The sequence below is a fragment of the Oribacterium sp. oral taxon 102 genome (assembly GCF_013394775.1).
In the GTDB taxonomy this organism is placed as follows: domain Bacteria; phylum Bacillota; class Clostridia; order Lachnospirales; family Lachnospiraceae; genus Oribacterium.
In genome coordinates this window covers 1,376,427-1,393,409 of record NZ_JABXYT010000001.1, presented here as the reverse complement: position 1 = coordinate 1,393,409, position 16,983 = coordinate 1,376,427, and the positions used below count along the sequence as shown (strand labels likewise).

General features: G+C 56.1%; 18 protein-coding genes and 1 tRNA gene. 1 reads left to right on the top strand and 18 read right to left on the bottom strand.

Annotated features, from left to right (window positions below):
- Positions 1-17: 17 nt before the first annotated feature.
- Entirely contained in the window at positions 18-365 is a 348-nt protein-coding gene (locus HW273_RS06385) for an anti-sigma factor family protein (protein WP_179010982.1), read from the bottom strand.
- Between the two features lie 177 nt (positions 366-542).
- Between HW273_RS06385 and HW273_RS06380 the strand changes: the two genes are divergently transcribed.
- Positions 543-621, top strand: a tRNA-Leu gene (locus tag HW273_RS06380).
- Between the two features lie 135 nt (positions 622-756).
- On the opposite strand, the gene upp is transcribed toward HW273_RS06380, so the two are convergent.
- The 17 genes from upp to HW273_RS06295 all read right to left on the bottom strand — a co-directional run bounded on the left by upp (position 757) and on the right by HW273_RS06295 (position 16,863).
- Positions 757-1,398, bottom strand: coding sequence for a uracil phosphoribosyltransferase (gene upp, locus HW273_RS06375; protein ID WP_179010981.1), 642 nt, complete (start codon positions 1,396-1,398; stop codon positions 757-759).
- 14 nt (positions 1,399-1,412) lie between these two features.
- Complete coding sequence (locus tag HW273_RS06370; protein ID WP_179010980.1) at positions 1,413-2,087, bottom strand: UDP-N-acetylglucosamine pyrophosphorylase; 675 nt, start codon at positions 2,085-2,087, stop codon at positions 1,413-1,415.
- Positions 2,084-4,066 (bottom strand): DNA topoisomerase, encoded by a 1,983-nt coding sequence (locus tag HW273_RS06365; protein WP_179010979.1) that lies wholly within the window; start codon positions 4,064-4,066, stop codon positions 2,084-2,086. Before HW273_RS06365 ends, HW273_RS06370 begins: the two co-directional genes overlap by 4 nt.
- Before the next feature lie 7 nt (positions 4,067-4,073).
- Positions 4,074-5,138: an aldose epimerase family protein gene (locus HW273_RS06360; protein WP_179010978.1), complete on the bottom strand. Its 1,065-nt coding sequence runs from the start codon at positions 5,136-5,138 to the stop codon at positions 4,074-4,076.
- Between the two features lie 230 nt (positions 5,139-5,368).
- Positions 5,369-5,725, bottom strand: a complete 357-nt coding sequence (rplT, locus tag HW273_RS06355) for a 50S ribosomal protein L20 (protein ID WP_179010977.1) — start codon at positions 5,723-5,725, stop codon at positions 5,369-5,371.
- Positions 5,726-5,763: 38 nt separating this feature from the next.
- Complete coding sequence (gene rpmI, locus HW273_RS06350; protein ID WP_179010976.1) at positions 5,764-5,967, bottom strand: 50S ribosomal protein L35; 204 nt, start codon at positions 5,965-5,967, stop codon at positions 5,764-5,766.
- A 17-nt stretch (positions 5,968-5,984) separates the two neighbouring features.
- A complete protein-coding gene (gene infC, locus HW273_RS06345; RefSeq protein WP_179010975.1) occupies positions 5,985-6,506 on the bottom strand; it encodes a translation initiation factor IF-3 in 522 nt (173 codons plus the stop codon).
- Positions 6,507-6,682: 176 nt separating this feature from the next.
- Entirely contained in the window at positions 6,683-7,333 is a 651-nt protein-coding gene (yihA, locus tag HW273_RS06340; protein WP_179010974.1) for a ribosome biogenesis GTP-binding protein YihA/YsxC, read from the bottom strand.
- Positions 7,334-7,348: 15 nt separating this feature from the next.
- The gene (gene clpX, locus HW273_RS06335) at positions 7,349-8,641 is read right to left on the bottom strand and encodes an ATP-dependent Clp protease ATP-binding subunit ClpX (protein ID WP_179010973.1); all 1,293 of its coding nucleotides are present in this window, start codon (positions 8,639-8,641) and stop codon (positions 7,349-7,351) included.
- A gap of 15 nt (positions 8,642-8,656) precedes the next feature.
- The gene (gene clpP, locus HW273_RS06330; protein WP_243206758.1) at positions 8,657-9,283 is read right to left on the bottom strand and encodes an ATP-dependent Clp endopeptidase proteolytic subunit ClpP; all 627 of its coding nucleotides are present in this window, start codon (positions 9,281-9,283) and stop codon (positions 8,657-8,659) included.
- Between the two features lie 335 nt (positions 9,284-9,618).
- Positions 9,619-10,902, bottom strand: coding sequence for a trigger factor (gene tig, locus HW273_RS06325; protein ID WP_179010972.1), 1,284 nt, complete (start codon positions 10,900-10,902; stop codon positions 9,619-9,621).
- A gap of 83 nt (positions 10,903-10,985) precedes the next feature.
- Entirely contained in the window at positions 10,986-11,507 is a 522-nt protein-coding gene (locus HW273_RS06320; RefSeq protein WP_243206757.1) for a CYTH domain-containing protein, read from the bottom strand.
- Between the two features lie 30 nt (positions 11,508-11,537).
- Complete coding sequence (rpsA, locus tag HW273_RS06315; protein WP_179010971.1) at positions 11,538-12,647, bottom strand: 30S ribosomal protein S1; 1,110 nt, start codon at positions 12,645-12,647, stop codon at positions 11,538-11,540.
- Entirely contained in the window at positions 12,628-13,515 is an 888-nt protein-coding gene (gene ispH / locus HW273_RS06310) for a 4-hydroxy-3-methylbut-2-enyl diphosphate reductase (protein ID WP_179010970.1), read from the bottom strand. Before ispH ends, rpsA begins: the two co-directional genes overlap by 20 nt.
- Positions 13,516-13,567: 52 nt before the next feature.
- Positions 13,568-14,236 (bottom strand): (d)CMP kinase, encoded by a 669-nt coding sequence (cmk, locus tag HW273_RS06305; protein ID WP_179010969.1) that lies wholly within the window; start codon positions 14,234-14,236, stop codon positions 13,568-13,570.
- 20 nt (positions 14,237-14,256) lie between these two features.
- Positions 14,257-15,534, bottom strand: a complete 1,278-nt coding sequence (locus HW273_RS06300) for an NAD(P)/FAD-dependent oxidoreductase (protein ID WP_179010968.1) — start codon at positions 15,532-15,534, stop codon at positions 14,257-14,259.
- 9 nt (positions 15,535-15,543) lie between these two features.
- Positions 15,544-16,863, bottom strand: coding sequence for an aspartate kinase (locus HW273_RS06295; RefSeq protein WP_179010967.1), 1,320 nt, complete (start codon positions 16,861-16,863; stop codon positions 15,544-15,546).
- Positions 16,864-16,983: the final 120 nt, after the last annotated feature.

Genomic DNA, 16,983 nt, shown 5'->3' with positions numbered 1-16,983 from the left:
CTCCCTGCGCCTTGCCTTCAGCCGATGAAGTACAGCCGGAGGTAGAGGAGGAGGCTGAGCAGCAGGCTCCAGAATGCCGCCGTCTCCACCGCATAGCAGGTGATCCGAAGTCCCGTCCGCCGAAGCAGCAGAAAACGGGACTGCTCGAGACTCCTCCGGAAGTCCCGCTCCAGATCGAGCGGATCATCCGTACTGCTGTCCAGCTTCGCCACGCCGGAATAGACCATGTGCGTGATCCGAAGCTCCTCCATACATTCCGGGCACTCCGTGAGATGCTGCAGGAAGCTCCGGAGCTTCTCCTCCCCCAGATCCCCGTTCAGATAATGGTATATGCACTTTCGCGCTTCCAGGCAATTCATCTGCATTTTTCTGTCCCCATGGCGTCTTCCGTTTTCCAAAGAATACCAAAGTAGAAATCATTTTAGCATTCTTTGATTCCACTGTCAAAAATCCGCACGGATGCCGATCCGGCAGGAAAGTAAAACTTCCGGAAAAATCTTGCAAAAGCCTGTTGGATATGTTAGATTTTTATCTGTCTACTTGCCGCTGTGGCGGAATGGCAGACGCACTTGACTCAAAATCAAGCGGGAAACCATGCCGGTTCGAGTCCGGCCAGCGGCAGAGCGACGGGGATTCAGAACAGAAAACTGTTCTGAATCCCCGTTCTTTACTGTATAATTCCCCTGTCAGTCGGACGAACGCGAGGCAAGCTTGCTTATACGAGCGTTCGGACATTTGACAGGACAATTACAGCACTCACTTCGTCCCGAAGATCCGGTCGCCGGCATCACCGAGCCCCGGGCAGATGTAGGCATTTTCATTCAGGCAGCGGTCGAGGTTTCCGACATAGATCTGCACATCCGGATGCGCCGCATGCAGCCGCCTCACGCCCTCCGGCGCGGCGATGATGCAGACAAACTTGATCTTTTTGCCGCCATGGGACTTGATCTGGCTGATAGCGTCCACGCCGGAGCCCCCGGTCGCGAGCATCGGATCGCAGACCACGATGGTTCTCTCCTCGATCGGATTCGGGAGCTTGCAGAAGTACTCCACCGGCTGATGGGTTTCCTCATTCCGGTACATCCCGATGTGGCCGATCTTCGCGGACGGAACGAGGGCTGTAAGCCCGCTCACCATACCGAGTCCGGCACGCAGGATCGGTACGATCGCGAGCTTTCTCCCCGCGATCACCCTCGTCTCTGCGCGCTCAATCGGCGTCTCCACCTCGACGGTCTTCATCGGAAGGTCAGACAATGCGACGAAGCCCATCAGCATCGCGATCTCCTCAACCAGCTGCCGGAACTCATTCGTTCCCGTGCTCTTGTCTCGCAGAATCGAGATCTTGTGTGTAATCAGCGGGTGCTCCAGCACGAACACGTTCTCGCCAAATTCATTCATAAACGGTATCCTCCTTATTCCTCTGCCTTTGTTACGATTGCTTCCTTCGATTTATAGATCGAATGTGCCGGTACGCAGCCCCGGACGGAGCTGAGCGGATAAATATCGGTATGGGCGCCGATGCAGCAGCCCGGATTCAGCACGGAGCCGCAGCCGACCTCCACATGATCCGAGAGCATTGCTCCGAATTTCTTAAGTCCGGTCTCGATATCACCGTCAGAGGCGTGCACCCTCACCGGCTTTTTGTCCGAACGCACATTCGACGTAAGGCTCGCCGCACCCATATGCGACCTGTGGCCCAGTACGGAATCGCCCACATAATTGTAATGCGGAACCTGTACCTTGTCAAAAAGCACCGAATTTTTCAGCTCACAGCTATTCCCGACCACGCAGCCCCTGCCGATCAGGATATTGCCGCGCAGAAAGGCACACTGCCGCAGCTCTGTCTCCGCCCCGATAATGATATACTCCGAAAGGGAAACCGAATCGGCGATCCGCGCCGTCCGATGTACCCAGACATGCGGCATACGTTCCTCATACTCCCCTGTCGGAAGCTTCGGCCCCAGCTCCGCAATAAAGTCATGAATTCTCGGCAGTGCCTCCCATGGATAGCAGAGCCCCGCAAAAAGCGCCGCCTCCGTATAGCGGAGGTCATACATATTGGAAATCTTCAGTTCTTCTCTGGTCATTCACCCACTCCTGTTTTCGGGAAGCACGCTTCCCTGCTTTTGATCGCCTCCGTCCGCGTCCGCACGAAGCGTTCCAGCTTCTGCATATACTCCTTCTCCGTGATGCTGCCGTCCGCCACATAGGAGAGCCCCTTCTCCCAGGATGCGGTCAGCTCCGGATTCAGAAGCTGCCGGACAGAGACAGAAACCGCGGCGGTGACCAGCTCTCCCAGGCTGGTAGGGCTGAGCGCCTGCGTTTTCTTGTTTAAGGCAATGTAGCCGATCTTCGTAAGCTTGGTTAGAATGCCTGCGCGGGTCGCAGAGGTTCCGATGCCGGAGCCCTTGATCTGTGCCCGCAGCTCCTCATCCTCGATCAGGCTGCCTGCGTTTTCCATCGCGAGAATCATTGTCCCGGAGGTATAGCGCTTCGGCGGAGAGGTCTCTCCCTCCTTGATCCGAAGTGCCCGAAGCAGCAGCCTCTCCCCTCTTTTCAGACGGAGCAGCTGCTCCGATAGTACGCCGTCCTCCTCTCCGCTCTCCCCGTCTTCCCCTTTCAGTACACGAAGATAGCCCTCCTTCCTGAGCGCCCTCCCTGTCATCTGGAAAGATTCGCCCCCGCAAAGGAGGCTGAGCTGCAGCCTCTGGTATTCTGCCGCCGGGAAGAAGATCGAGAGAAAGCGGCGCACAATCAACGTATAGACGGAACGGCTGAGGGGCTTCATCGCACGAAGCGAGTCGAGCCCCTGTCCGGTCGGAATGATCGCGTAGTGGTCGGTAATCTTCCTGTCGTCAGTATACCTCGTTTTTTCAATCTTCCGCCACGCGCCGCTATCCAGCGCCTCCTGCGTAAGTGCCGTGCAGTCCGGAAAGCCCAGCAAGCCTCGCAGATGCCGCTCGATCTCCTTCGCAACCGCCGTGGAAAGCACTCTCGCGTCGGTTCTCGGATAGGTTGTCAGCTTTTTCTCGTAGAGCTCCTGCGCGATCTGCAGTGTCTCGTCCGGATTGATTTTGAAGAGCCGGGAACAGTCGTTCTGCAGTTCCGCGAGATTATAGAGAAGCGGGGGATTCTTCATTTCCTTCTTTTTCTCGAGGCTGTCCACGACTGCCTCCTTCGGGAGCGGGAGGAAGCTGTCGCGAAACGCCTCCGCCCTTTCCTTCTGCAAAAATCCGCTGTTCTTATAGAGCTCCGTACTCCGGTAATGCGGCGAACCCTCCCTGCCCCGGAACTCCGCGTCGATCCCGCCGCGCTCCGACGCAGACTCCGAAGCCTCTCCCTCTCGAGGCAGGGAGAAGCTGCCGTTCAGCTTATAGAAAACGGTCTTTCGGAAGTCACGGATCTCCTGCTCCCGACGGACGATCATCCCCAGTACACAGGTCATGACCCGCCCCGCTGCGACGACCGTGCTCTTCTCCCTCCCGAGGCGGCGGGAAATCTCCCGTCCGTAGCGCAGCGTCAGCGCGCGGGAGAAGTTGATCCCCATCAGGTAGTCCTCCTTCGCACGGGAAAATGCGGCGTCCGCCAGACTGTCATAGGCACTTTCCGGCTTCGCCTCCCGTATCCCCCTCCGGATCTCCTCCCGCGTCTGGGAATCGATCCAGACGCGCCGTCTCTCCTTCGTGTCTCCGATCCCCGCCTCCTGCTCGACGAGACGGTAGATGTATTCTCCCTCCCGTCCCGAATCGGTGCAGACATAGATCGTAGAGATGTCCTCCCGATGCAGCAGCCCCGCCACGATCCGGAACTGCTTCTCCACCTCGGGAATCACCTCATAGCGAAACGTCGCAGGGAGAAAGGGCAGGGTGTTGAAGCTCCAACGCCGGAAACGTTCATCATATTTCTCCGGATAGGACATGGTGACGAGATGCCCCACGCACCAGGTAATGACGCATCGCTCGGACTCCAGATACCCGTCCCTGCGGCACGCCCGGACATCCACGTCCAGTGCCTCCGCAAACTGCTGTGCCACGGAGGGCTTCTCTGCAATAAACAATGCCTTCATCCGCCGTCTATCCGCGTATCCCGAAGCAGTATACCGTTTCTGTCCGGTATTCCTCTCCGGCTCTCACAACCGGACTCGGGAAAGCAGGCTTGTTGATTGCGTCCGGATAATGCTGCGTCTCGAAGCAGTACGCGGTGCGCGGGCTGTAGCTCGCGCCGTTCTTCCCATCTCCCCGGACATTCAGGAAATTTGCGGTATAGAACTGAAGTCCCTCCAGGTCGGTATAGACCTTCATTTCGATGCCGGACTCCTCTGCATACGCTGCTGCCGCGAGGCGCTGCTCTCCCGCCGTCCCGTCCACGCAGTAATTATGATCGTAGCCGCCGCCAAAGCGAAGCTGCTCATACTCCGCGCCGATATCTCTTCCGATCCGCTTCTCCGTACGGAAGTCCATCGGCGTGCCCGAAACCGGCGCAAGCTCTCCGTAGGGAACCGAGCTCTCCGATGCCGGCGTGAAATAGGATGCGTGAATCTGTACATACTGCGAGCTCGCGTCTCCGGCATCACAGCCGTTCAGGTTGAAATAGGCGTGGTTTGTCATATTCAGGATCGTATCACAGTCGGAAACGCCCCGATATTCGATCGACAGTGCATCGTCCTCCGACAGGGTATAGATCACCGCGATCTCCGCATTGCCGGGATAGCCCTGCTCCATACTCTCGGAATGAAGGGAAAACATCACATAAGCTCCCGTTCCCTTGTCACCGTACTCCGCCGCCCAGCTCCGTCTCTCCCAGAAATTCGGTCCGGAATGCAGATTGTTCACGCCCTTATCGTTCTTTTCGAGCGTATAGCTCACGCCGTTCAGCATGTAGCTGCCGCCGCCGATCCGGTTGGCATTTCTGCCGACGACTGCCCCCATATGCCCCGGATTCCGGAGCAGCGCCTCCGGCTTGTCGCAGCCGAGCACCACATCTCTGAACACCCCGTCTCTATCCCTTACCCGCATATTCGTCCAGATCGCGCCGAGATCCGTAAATGCCGCCTCGCTGCCCCGTCCGTTCACAAGGGTATATTTATGCACCTCTCTCCCATCCGGAAGACTTCCCAAAACCGAAACTCTGACTGCCATTTCCGCCTCCGTGTTGTAAAACGTTTTATCATCACATCCTGCAATAAAATGATCAGGATCAAAATCCCAATCCCATGCATTCCTGTTGTCCCGACAGATAGCAGGATATCCGCTCGTGTAAACACGGCGTCTATTCCGGTGCCTGACGGGGACTTATGCACAAAAAAAGAAAGACAAGCTAAGCCTGCCTTTCTATCCTATCACATTACAGAAAATTTTTCATCAAAAAATCACTTGACGAGCTGTGCCTTCGCCTGCTCACAGAGCGCGGTGAAGCCCTCGGCATCCGCGATTGCGATCTCGGAGAGCATCTTTCTGTTCATATCTACGCCCGCACTCTTCAGCCCGAACATCAGCTTGGAATAAGAAAGCCCATTCAGCCTTGCAGCCGCGTTGATACGGGCGATCCAGAGCTGTCTGAACTGCCGCTTTCTCTCCTTACGTCCCCTGTAGGACTCGGTAAGTGCGCGCATTACGCTCTGCTTCGCGATTCTGTACTGCTTGGAACGCGCTCCTCTGTATCCCTTCGCCAGCTTTAAAACTCTGTTGTGCTTCTTCTTAGCGTTAACTCCGCCCTTGATTCTCATTGTTCTATCCTCCTATTTTCCCACTACCAATCCTGCTGTTAAAGATAAGGAAGAATTCTCTTCATCGTCTTCACATTTGTTGCGTCAACGGTAGTATCCTTTCTCAGACCTCTCTTACGCTTCGTAGTCTTCTTGGTGAGGATGTGAGACTTGTTCGCCTTGTTCCGGATCAGCTTTCCCGTGCCGGTAACCTTAAAACGCTTTGCAGCGGCTTTTTTTGTCTTAAGCTTTAACTTTGCCATATTTGCCTCCTGTGAATTTACTTTTTCGGACTTATCACCACAGCCATATTTCTGCCTTCTACCTTCGCCGGCTTATCCAGCACGGCAATGTCGCTGAGCTGCTCTGCGAACTCATCGAGGATATGCTTCGACTGGTTCATGCGGGACATCTCGCGGCCTCGGAAGCGAAGCGCTACCTTGACCTTATTGCCTTTCTCGAGGAACTTCCGCGCAGCGCTGAGCTTCGTATTGAGATCATTGGTATCGATGTTTGGCGTCATACGAATCTCCTTCAGCTCTGTCGTGTGCTGGTTCTTTCTGGCCTCCTTCTCCTTGCGGAGCATCTCATAACGATACTTGCCGAAATCGGCAATGCGTACAACCGGCGGCGCAGCCATCGCTGCAATCTTGATCAGATCCATGTCCTGGTCTCTTGCCATCATGTAAGCTTCCCGTGCGCTCATAATGCCGAGCTGCTCACCGTTTGCCCCGATCACTCTTACCTCTCGGTCCCTGATCTGTTCGTTAATTTCGATTTCTGTGCCTTTTTTTACTGCCATAAGCTCCTCTCGCGGTAAAATACAAAAAAATGGCGGATGATAAGCCAATCCACCATTGAAAAATACACGAAGTAAAAATCAATATGAACCCGGGTCAGAGCTCTCTGCCAAGGTGAGGTGGATACCTGCTTTCCTGTCATGCGACGTTGGTACAATACCACAGTTTCCGCCCACTGTCAATACGATTCTCTGCTTTCCTCCGCAAGGAGCGTCGGAAGCGTCTCATCGATTGCTTCCCTCGGCTCTAGGATACGGTCAAAAACTGCGTAAATCTGCTCGAGCCCCTGCTTCGAATCCGCGGAAAAGGGGATCAGCACACAGTCTGCCGATGCGCCGAGCAGCCTCCTCGCATTCTCTGCCGAACTCCGAATCTGTGAGCGCTTGATCTTGTCGAGCTTCGTCAGGATAACGAGCGGCTCGAAGCCGGTCGCGCTCACAATCCAGCGGAACATCTGTATGTCCAGCTTCGAGGGATCATGCCGGATATCGACCAGCAGGATGACCTCCTCGATATTGCCGGAACCGGCGAGATACCTCCGTATCATGCGATCCCACTTCTCCTGCTCTGCCGCTCCCGCAGCGGCATAGCCATAGCCCGGAAGATCCACCAGGAAAAATGTGGAATTGATATGATAAAAGTTTACCGTCCTCGTCTTTCCCGGCGTCGAGGAGGTTCGCGCATAGCTCTTCCGGTTCATGAAGGCATTGATAAAGGAGGACTTGCCGACATTGGAGCGCCCCGCCAGCACGAACTCCGGCTGTCCGGTATCCGGCAGCTCCGACTTCACGCCCAGAACATGCTTCAGCTCCACGGATCTGATCTTCATTCTCTGTCTGCTCCCTTATTCCACCGCGCTGCGGAGACGCCGCGCGCTCTTCTTCGTCTCCGGCTCCGGCGCTGCACTATGCCGGATCTCCGGCTCACCGCTGCCCTCTACCGTTTCCTTCGTGATCATCACGCTCTCGATCGACGGATCAGACGGAATCTCGTACATAAGGTCGGTCATCATCCCCTCCATGATCGAGCGCAGCCCTCGCGCACCGGTCTTCCGCTCGACCGCCTTCTCGGCGATCGCTGTGACCGCGCCGTCCGTGAAGCCGAGCTCCACGCCGTCGATTTCGAAAAGCTTCTGATACTGCTTCGTCAATGCATTCTTCGGTTCGGTCAGGATCTTCTTCAGGGTGTACACATCATGACTGCTCAGCTCCACATCCACCGGCACACGCCCGATAAACTCCGGAATCAGCCCGAACTTCACCAGATCCTCCGGCTGCACCTTCCGCAGCACGTCGTCATAGTTTTCCTTGTTCTTCTCTACGATCTGTGCGCCGAAGCCCATGGAACCGCTCGCGATGCGCTTCTCGATGATATGCTCCAGTCCGTCGAAGGCGCCGCCGCAGATAAAGAGGATATTCCTCGTATCGATCTGGATCAGCTCCTGCTGCGGATGCTTCCTGCCGCCCTGCGGCGGGACAGACGCCACTGTTCCCTCGAGAATTTTCAGAAGTCCCTGCTGCACGCCCTCGCCGGAGACGTCGCGCGTGATCGAGACATTCTCGGCCTTCTTCGTGATCTTGTCGATCTCGTCGATGTAGATAATACCGATCTCTGCCCGCTTCACATCGTAGTCCGCCGCCTGGATCAGCTTCAGCAGAATGTTCTCGACATCCTCGCCGACGTAGCCCGCCTCCGTCAGAGCCGTTGCGTCCGCGATCGCGAACGGGACGCCGAGAATCTTGGCAAGGGTCTGTGCGAGATAGGTCTTGCCGGTACCGGTCGGCCCGATCATCAGGATATTCGATTTCTGTACCTCGATATCCTTGATCTTCGAGGTGATCCGCTTATAGTGGTTGTATACCGCCACGGAAAGCACCTTCTTTGCCTCGTCCTGTCCGACAACATATTCATCGAGGAAATCCTTGATCTCCTTCGGCTTCAGCAGATGGATATCCTGTGCTGCGTCAGTACCCTGCCGACTGCCCTTTCCCAACTCCTCCTCGAAGATCTCCTGACAGAGTTCCACGCATTCGTCACAGATGTAGGTATTGTTCATACCCGCGATCAGCTTCTGTACCTGCTTCGCCGACTTCCCGCAGAAGGAACACCTCACCTTATCGTCTGGCTTCATCGTCATAGTCTGTCTCGCTCCTTATTTCTCCGTATGCTCGTCTCTGGAATGGAAGATGTGATCCACGATGCCGTACGAAAGTGCCTGCTCTGCCGTCATCCAATAATCTCTCTCCGTATCCGCCATCACCTTCTCGAAGCTCTGCCCGCAGTTTGCGGCGAGAATCTCCGCCATATGCTTCTTCGTCCTGAGAATCCATTCCGCCGTGATCTGGATCTCCGTCGCCTGCCCCTGCGCACCTCCAGAGGGCTGGTGAATCATGACCTCGGCATTCGGCAGGATCATACGCTTTCCCTTCTTGCCGCCCGCGAGCAGGAAAGCGCCCATGGAGGCAGCCATGCCCACACAAATCGTGGATACATCGCACTTGATATACTGCATGGTATCATAGATCGCCATGCCGGCAGTGATGACGCCGCCCGGAGAATTGATATAAAGGCTGATATCCTTCTCCGGATCCTCGGATTCCAGATAGAGCAGCTGCGCGACGATCAGGGATGCGGTATCGTTATTGACCTCATCTCCGAGAAAAATAATCCGCTCATTCAGAAGGCGGGAAAAGATGTCATAGGAACGCTCCCCACGGGAGGTCGACTGGATGACATAGGGAATGGTCGAAATATTATGCGGCATAGATGGATAATTCATAGGTTTACCTCCGTCCCGAGTTCATTAAGCACCGGCGTTCCGCACACTTTTGCGGCATCACGCCCGTTGGTACGAAACTTTTTCGATTTAATCAGTGTTTTCCTAAAAGTCTACGGAAATGCAGCGTCCTGCCGACGTCCGAAATCGCAGAAACCCCCTCCGGACAGCGCCGCATCGGAATTATACTGCCTCCGTTTCCAAAAAGCTATCAACTTCTGGTTCAATATCGCATAAGACCCTGTCACGCATTGGGCTGTCATTATGCCGTGAAAGCAAAGAAGCCGCGAAGAGCCCTCTCTTCGCAGCCTCTTTTCTTCATAAACGCCCGTCTATGCTCAGACGAGCTTCGCCTCCGAAACCAGCATATCGATCGTCGCCTGAATCGAAAGCTCCCTCCGCACGGACTCTCTCTGAGAGTCTGTAACGGTCTTCATCAGATCCTCGTACTTCATCTTATACTGCTCTGCGATCCGGTGGAACTCCTCATCCAGCTTGGCATCGTCGGCGCTGATGCCCTCCTTCTTCTGAATCGCCTCCAGTACGAGGGAAGTCTTGATGGTCTTCTCTGCCTGCGGCTTCATCTGCTCCTTCAGGTTCTCCTCGGTAAGTCCTGTGATCTGAAGGTACTGCTCCATCGGGATGCCCTGCTGCTGCAGCCGCGTCGAGTAGTCGTAGAGCATCTGCTCGAGCTGCATCTCCAGCATCGGCGCAGGGATCTCCAGGCTCGCGTTCTCCAGAACCTTGTCAATGACATGCTTTTCATTGATGGATGCCGCCTGCTTTGCCTTCTCCTCGCCGAGCTGCTTCTCGAGCTCCTGCTTGTACTCGGCAAGCGTCTCGAACTCGGAAACCTCGGAAGCGAACTCGTCGTCTGCCGCCGGAACCTGCTTCTCCTTGACCTGCTTTACCGTCACCTTGAAGAGAGCCGCCTTGCCGGCGAGATCCTTCGCCCCGTAGTTCTCCGGGAAGGTCACATTGACATCCACATTCTCCCCTGCCTTATGCCCGATCAGCTGATCCTCGAAGCCCGGAATGAAGGTGCCGGAACCGATGGTGAGCGGATAGTCCTCGCCTCTTCCGCCGGAGAACTCTACGCCGTCCACAGAGCCCACGAAATCAATGGTAGTGATATCTCCGCTCTTGATCTCTCTCTCCACGTCTACGACTCTGGCATTCTTCTCCAGCTCCCGCTCGAGTCTCTTCTCCACTTCCTCTGCGCTGACCTCGGTATCTGCCTTCTCCGCCTCTACTCCCTTGTACTCTCCGAGCGTGACCTCCGGCTTCACAGCCACGGTTGCGGTATAGATCAGGCTCTTGCCCTTACCGATCTGATCAATGCCGATCTCCGGACGGGAAACAATCTCCAGACCGGACTCCTTTGCAGCGTCCGGATAGGTCTTGTCCAGCAGCTCATTGACCGCCTCGTCATAGAATACCGCCTCGCCGTACATCTTCTCGATCATCGCCATCGGCGCCTTGCCCTTACGGAATCCCGGAAGACTGAATCTGCCCTTAGTCTTATTGTAAGCGGAAACCATAGCCTTATCAAACTCCGCCGCCTCTACCTCCACGGTAAGCTTCGCCATGCTTTTCTCTAAGTTCTCAACCTTTACGCTCATTTAAGAGTACCTCCAAAACTGATCTAAATGCTTGCCCGGTGCGCACGTCTCCCCTCTGCAAACATATCCGATTGGCAATTATATCATTGAAAATGCGTTCTTGCAAGGTGCGCATTGGAATATTTTCCGGATGCCGTCACGTCCTCTCCGAACCAGTCGGGCGCAGAAAATGCCGCTCCCTCCGCTTCCGACGGGAATTCCACCTCGACGAGGCAGAGTCCCCTGAGCACTCCCTCGAAGACATCCAGCTCCGCAGTATAGGCGCCGAGCGGGATCAGGTAGCGCTTTTTCACAATGACGAGTCCCTCGCATTTTCGCAGCAGGCTCTCGTAGGATGCTCGATCCAGCGGCATGTTTTCCTCCCTGCGTGCATATGCTCCCGGCCCCTTGTAGGTCAGCTCATAATGCTCGCTGTCTCCCGAACGCTCTCGCCGCACACGGATCGCCGGGGAGAAGTTCAGGTATGCCTGTGTAAGCTCCCGGAACGGGTACTGCGTCAGTGCCTCAGGAAGCCTTCCTACCAGCCATTTTCTCTCGATCTCCATGCCCATACCGCCATAGCCCCCCTGTACCGCCTTATTTATACAAAAGAGGCTGAGCAGCATCGCCCAGCCTCCAAATGGTCTGTATCAGAATCACTCCCCGCGCAGAACGGCATCTACATCCACATCCGCCACGTCGCTGTTCCCATCCTCCGGAAGCAGCGCCTTCATGGAAAGTGAAATCTTGTGATTGTCCACATCCAGATCTACGACCTTCGCCTCGATCTCCTGTCCGACGGAAAGCACATCCGACGGCTTGTTCACATGATCCCTGGAAATCTGAGATACGTGAAGCAGTGCGTCGATCCCCTTATCCAGCTCGATAAACGCGCCGAAATCCGTCATTCTCGCCACCTTGCCGGAAACGATCTGCCCTATCGCGTACTTGGTCTCGGCATCCTTCCACGGATTCTCATCCGGGAACTTCCTGGTCAACGCAATCCTCTCACCGTTGATCTCCTTGACAAGCACCTCAACCTCCTGTCCCGGCTTGAAGAGCTTCTTCGGGTTCTCGATCCTGCCCCAGCTCATCTCGGAAATATGGAGAAGTCCGTCCGCACCGCCCAGATCGATGAACGCACCGAAATCCGTCAGGTTCTTCACCACGCCCATACGGATGTCACCCTCACGCAGCTCTGCGAAAAGCTTGTCATGCAGCTCCTTCTTCATGGAGGCCATCAGCTGCTTCCTGTCCCCGATGATTCTCCTCTTCTGCGGATTGAACTCTGTGATCACGAACTGGATATCCTGTCCCTGATACTTGTTCAGATCTCTCTCGAAGGTATCGGAAACCAGAGAAGCCGGTACGAATACTCTCGCGCCGTCCACCTCGACATTGAGTCCGCCCTTCACAACCTGTACCACCTTGCCGGTAAGCGTCGTGCCGTCCTCAAACGCCTTGCGAAGCTCCTCGGATGCCTTGGACTGGAGTGCATCTCTGTGGGAAAGAACGACCTGCCCCTCGCCGTCGTTCACCTTCTTGACCTTGCATTCGATCTCGTCGCCAATTTTTACTACTGTCGTAAGATCCAGTGAATTATCTGCGCTGTAATCGTTTCTGGTCATGATTCCATCTGACTTGTAGCCGATATTCAGTGCAATCTCATCAGGCTTCACGCTGATGACTTTACCAGTAACAATCTCCCCCGCATGAATTGACTTCAGTGAATCCTCAAGCATTTGTTCAAAACTCATTTCTGACATAAGTTAGAACCTCCTCTATAATTTCTTTTGGGGTGCTTGCCCCTGCTGTGATACCTACGTTGCGAACCGCTCCATCCGAGTAGAATTTAAGATCCGCAGCGGTTTGCACCAGCTGGGTGTTCGGGCATGAGGCCTTACAAATCTCAAATAACTTCTTCGTGTTCGATGAACTGCTTCCTCCAATGACAATCATGGCGTCGGATGCTCCAGCCAGCTCCCTCGCCTCTGCCTGCCTTTCGAAAGTTGCGTTGCAAATCGTATTTATAACGTTAACATAATAACCCCTTTTCCGCAAAATATCAACAATTACTTTGAATTTCTCGATATGAAAAGTGGTTTGTGCAACGACAAAGACCCTTTCCCCCTCCGAAACGGGAAGCTTTTCCGCGCTTTCCCTGTCCGGAAGCACGAACGCCTCTCCATGTGCATGCCCCATAATACCGACAATCTCCGGATGCTCCGGGTTTCCGACGACGAAGACACGCTCCCCCTGTTCCGTATGCTTTTTCACCAGACGCTGAATTTTCTGCACGAAGGGGCAGGAGGCATCGATGGTTTCGAGCCCCCGCTCTGACAGAAGCGTATATATACGCTCCGGAACCCCGTGCGCACGGATAATGACGATCCCTTCCCGAAGAGACCGAAGCGCTTCCTCGCTCTCCAGCACTCGGACGCCCTTCTCCTGAAGCCCCCGCACCACCGTATCGTTGTGGACGATCGGACCATAGGTGTAGATCTGCCGCCTCTCCGCCTCCGGCTTCGCCGCCTCCCGTTCCAGAATCCGGTATACCGTATCCACGGCGCGCTGTACGCCGAAGCAGAAGCCCGCCGTTTCCGCGAGTCTTACCTGTACCTTCTTCGCATCCATCTCTCTCCCTGCCCGTCGTTTCTGCTGCTTCCTGCCGCGTTCCCGTTTCCTCTCAGGTTGTCCTGTCCAGAAGCGCGAGAATCGCGTCGATCGTCTCGTCGATCGAGAGCGCGGACGCATCCAGCAGCACCGCGTCCGCTGCCTGCCGGAGCGGAGAATGCTCCCGATGCATATCCCGATAATCCCGCTCTCTGACCTCCCTTAGCACCTCCGGAAGCGATATCCTCTGCCCCTTCTCCCGAAGCTCCCGAAAACGGCGTTCGGCGCGCACCTCCTCACTCGCAGTAAGGTAGATCTTCAGATTTGCCTGCGGCAGCACCTTCGTCCCGATATCTCTCCCATCCATCACCACGGAGCTCTCCCGCGCAAGCTGCTGCTGCAGGGCGACGAGCTTCTCCCGCACCAAGGGGTACTGAGATACGGTCGAAGCGGCATCGCCGACCTCCTGTGTCCGGATACGTACGGAAACGTCCTCTCCGTTCAGATAGACCCTCTGCTCCCCCGCCGCATCGTAGGCGATGCGAACCGTGATATCCCGAACAGCTTCACAGACCCTCTCCTCTGTCCGGATCGGAATCCCCTCCGAAAGACAATAGAAGCCTACGGCACGGTACATCGCCCCCGTATCCACATAGACGAAGCCGAGCTCCCTCGCTACCGCCCGCGCAATCGTAGACTTTCCCGCTCCCGCAGGTCCGTCAATCGCTATACTGTATGGCATTTCTTTCTCCCTTTCTCTCTTCATGCCTCCCGGAGCGACGCTGCGGCGCTCCGGCCCGCGAGCGCCCCCGTGGAGAATGCCGCCTGCATATTAAAGCCGCCGGTATAGGCATCCACATCCAGAACCTCACCCGCGAAATAGAGTCCCTTTACCCGCTTCGATTCCATGGTTTTCGGGTTGATATCCCGCACGGAAACGCCGCCCATCGTGACAATCGCCTCCCGGAAGCCGCCCGTCCCGCGAAGCGTATAGGAAAAATCCCGGAGCAGGCTGAGGATCTCCCTGCGCTCTGCCCGCGAAACCTCGTCCGCCCGCCTGCCCGAATCAACGCCCCTCCGGGAGAGCCGCCGCAGAAAAACCGGGAGCAGGCTCGCCGGAAGCAGGCTTCCGAGCGCATTCCGAAGCGCTTTCGTCTGCGACGCACGCAGCTCGCGGAGAAGCCTCTCGTCCAGCTCCTGTTCCTCCATCGCCGGCTTCAGATCGATGTGCAGGGTCAGAAGCCTGCGTGCCTTCCTCTTCTCGCAGTTCAGGTATTCCGTGATATGGCAGCTCGCAGAGAGCGCCAGCGGCCCTCCGAGCCCTGCGTTCGTGAAGTCCAGCTCTCCGAAGTCCTCGTAGTAGAGCTTCCCGTCCTCATCGGTGATGCGTACCTTCACATTCCGGAGCTTCAACCCGCGGAGCGGATACCAGTCCTCTTCCTCCGGCTCCAGCGAAACCAAGGAGGGGTAGCATGCCGTCACCTCCATCCCTGCCTCTCTCGCGAAGCGGTAGCCGTCGCCGGTCGAACCGGTAGAGGGATAAGACAGGCCGCCGGTCGCGACTATGACACGATCCGCATGATAGCTTTCCCGATTCGTGACGACGCCGCATACCCTGCCGTCCCGAAGCCGGATCTCCCGTACCTCGCTCCGGTAGGCGATATGCACGCCTGCCTTTTTCAGAAGCCCCTTCAGACTGTCCGTGATGGAGTAGGCGTGGCCGGAGACCGGGAAGACCCGTCCGCCGCGCTCTGTCTTCACCCGGCAGCCGCCTCGTTCGAGGAGCCCGATCAGCTCCTGATTCGTAAACCCGTAGAGGGCGGAATACAGAAAGCGCGGATTCCGGAGATAGCTTCCGAAGAAATCCGGCAGCTCCGCTGCATTGGTCAGATTGCCCCTGCCCTTTCCGGTAATGAAAATCTTTTTTCCGAGCTTCTCATTTTTCTCCAGCAAAAAAACAGAGGCCTCCGGCTCGGCCTCCTTGGCTTTGAATGCTGCCATCATTCCGGCGGCGCCGCCGCCGATTACGGTAATCACCATAGAAATCCCTTATTTCGCACTGAGTACAAACATATTGTAGATCGCCTTGATTGCGGCATCGAAGTCTTCGTTCCGCACGCCTACGATGATATTGTACTCGCTGGAGCCCTGATCGATCATCTTGATATTGATGTATTCGTGTGCCAGTGCGCTGAATACCCGCCCCGCTACGCCGCGCGCGGACTTCATGCCGCGCCCCACGACCGCAATCAGCGCGAGATCCGCCTCCAGCTCGATCAGATCCGGATTGACCGTCCGCTGTATGCCCTGCAGCACCTTCTGCTCATGATGCTCCAGCTCCTCCTGATGGATGAAGAGCGTCAAGGTATCGATGCCGGACGGCGTATGCTCCACACTGATGCCGTTCTCCTCGATCACGGACAGCACCTTCCGGATGAAGCCGATCTCCGAATTCATCATCGCCTTCTCAATGTTGATCGAGCAGAAATTTTTCTTGCCGGCAATACCGGTGATGACGAAGCGCGGCTTCTTCAGCGTATTCGCCACGATCATCGTCCCGTGGTCCTCCGGACGGTTGGTGTTCCGGATCTGAATCGGGATGCCCTCCCTCCGAACCGGAAAAATAGCATCCTCATGCAGAACCCCTGCGCCCATATAGCTCAGCTCCCGAAGCTCCCGATAGGTGATGTAGTCAATCACCTCCGGCTGCTTCACGATCCGCGGATCCGCCACGAGAAAGCCGGAAACATCCGTCCAGTTCTCATAAAGGTCGGCATGCAGCGCCGCCGCGAGGAGAGAGCCCGTCACATCCGAGCCGCCGCGGGAGAAGGTAACGGTATTTCCCGCGCTGTCTGCGCCGTAGAAGCCCGGAACCACGGCACAGTCCAGCTCCCGAAGCACCGCCTCCGTCCTCTCTGCGGTTCGCTCGAAGTCACAGCTGCCGTCCGAGTGAAATGTGATCAGCTCCGCAGCATCTACGAAGGGAAAGCCGAGGTACGCAGCCATCAGCTTCGCATTCAGGTATTCGCCGCGGGAAGCCGCATAATCCCGGCTCGCTCCGTCCTCGAGCTGACGCCGGATCTCCGCGAAGTCCTCGTGCAGGCTGAAATCTATGCCAAGCCCGCCGATGATGTCCTGATACCTCTCCTCGATCCGCGTAAGCAGCCTGTCCACGCTGTCCCTCTGCTCCGCCGCCTCATAGAGCTGGTAGAGCAGATCCGTGACCTTCGTATCCTTTGCATCCCGCTTGCCGGGCGCGGAAACGACGATAAACCTCCTGCTCTCCTCCGCAGCAACAATCTCTCTCACCTTCCGGAACTGCTCCGCAGATGCGCAGGAGCTTCCGCCAAATTTCGCGATTTTCAGCATTTTTCTCTCCCCATCTTCCCTTTTTCCGCGCATCGCTATGAAGTTGCAGATCGTGCGCCGAATTTCCTGCGATTATAGCATCAGATTTGCTCCTGCACAAGGAAAATCAGGGAGAAGCCG

Coding starts and splice junctions, on each gene's coding strand:
- HW273_RS06385 (WP_179010982.1), bottom strand. CDS start 365: ATGCAGATGAATTGCCTGGAAGCGCGAAAGTGCATATACCATTATCTG.
- upp (WP_179010981.1), bottom strand. CDS start 1,398: ATGAATGAATTTGGCGAGAACGTGTTCGTGCTGGAGCACCCGCTGATT.
- HW273_RS06370 (WP_179010980.1), bottom strand. CDS start 2,087: ATGACCAGAGAAGAACTGAAGATTTCCAATATGTATGACCTCCGCTAT.
- HW273_RS06365 (WP_179010979.1), bottom strand. CDS start 4,066: ATGAAGGCATTGTTTATTGCAGAGAAGCCCTCCGTGGCACAGCAGTTT.
- HW273_RS06360 (WP_179010978.1), bottom strand. CDS start 5,138: ATGGCAGTCAGAGTTTCGGTTTTGGGAAGTCTTCCGGATGGGAGAGAG.
- rplT (WP_179010977.1), bottom strand. CDS start 5,725: ATGAGAATCAAGGGCGGAGTTAACGCTAAGAAGAAGCACAACAGAGTT.
- rpmI (WP_179010976.1), bottom strand. CDS start 5,967: ATGGCAAAGTTAAAGCTTAAGACAAAAAAAGCCGCTGCAAAGCGTTTT.
- infC (WP_179010975.1), bottom strand. CDS start 6,506: ATGGCAGTAAAAAAAGGCACAGAAATCGAAATTAACGAACAGATCAGG.
- yihA (WP_179010974.1), bottom strand. CDS start 7,333: ATGAAGATCAGATCCGTGGAGCTGAAGCATGTTCTGGGCGTGAAGTCG.
- clpX (WP_179010973.1), bottom strand. CDS start 8,641: ATGACGATGAAGCCAGACGATAAGGTGAGGTGTTCCTTCTGCGGGAAG.
- clpP (WP_243206758.1), bottom strand. CDS start 9,283: ATGAATTATCCATCTATGCCGCATAATATTTCGACCATTCCCTATGTC.
- tig (WP_179010972.1), bottom strand. CDS start 10,902: ATGAGCGTAAAGGTTGAGAACTTAGAGAAAAGCATGGCGAAGCTTACC.
- HW273_RS06320 (WP_243206757.1), bottom strand. CDS start 11,507: ATGCTGCTCAGCCTCTTTTGTATAAATAAGGCGGTACAGGGGGGCTAT.
- rpsA (WP_179010971.1), bottom strand. CDS start 12,647: ATGTCAGAAATGAGTTTTGAACAAATGCTTGAGGATTCACTGAAGTCA.
- ispH (WP_179010970.1), bottom strand. CDS start 13,515: ATGGATGCGAAGAAGGTACAGGTAAGACTCGCGGAAACGGCGGGCTTC.
- cmk (WP_179010969.1), bottom strand. CDS start 14,236: ATGCCATACAGTATAGCGATTGACGGACCTGCGGGAGCGGGAAAGTCT.
- HW273_RS06300 (WP_179010968.1), bottom strand. CDS start 15,534: ATGGTGATTACCGTAATCGGCGGCGGCGCCGCCGGAATGATGGCAGCA.
- HW273_RS06295 (WP_179010967.1), bottom strand. CDS start 16,863: ATGCTGAAAATCGCGAAATTTGGCGGAAGCTCCTGCGCATCTGCGGAG.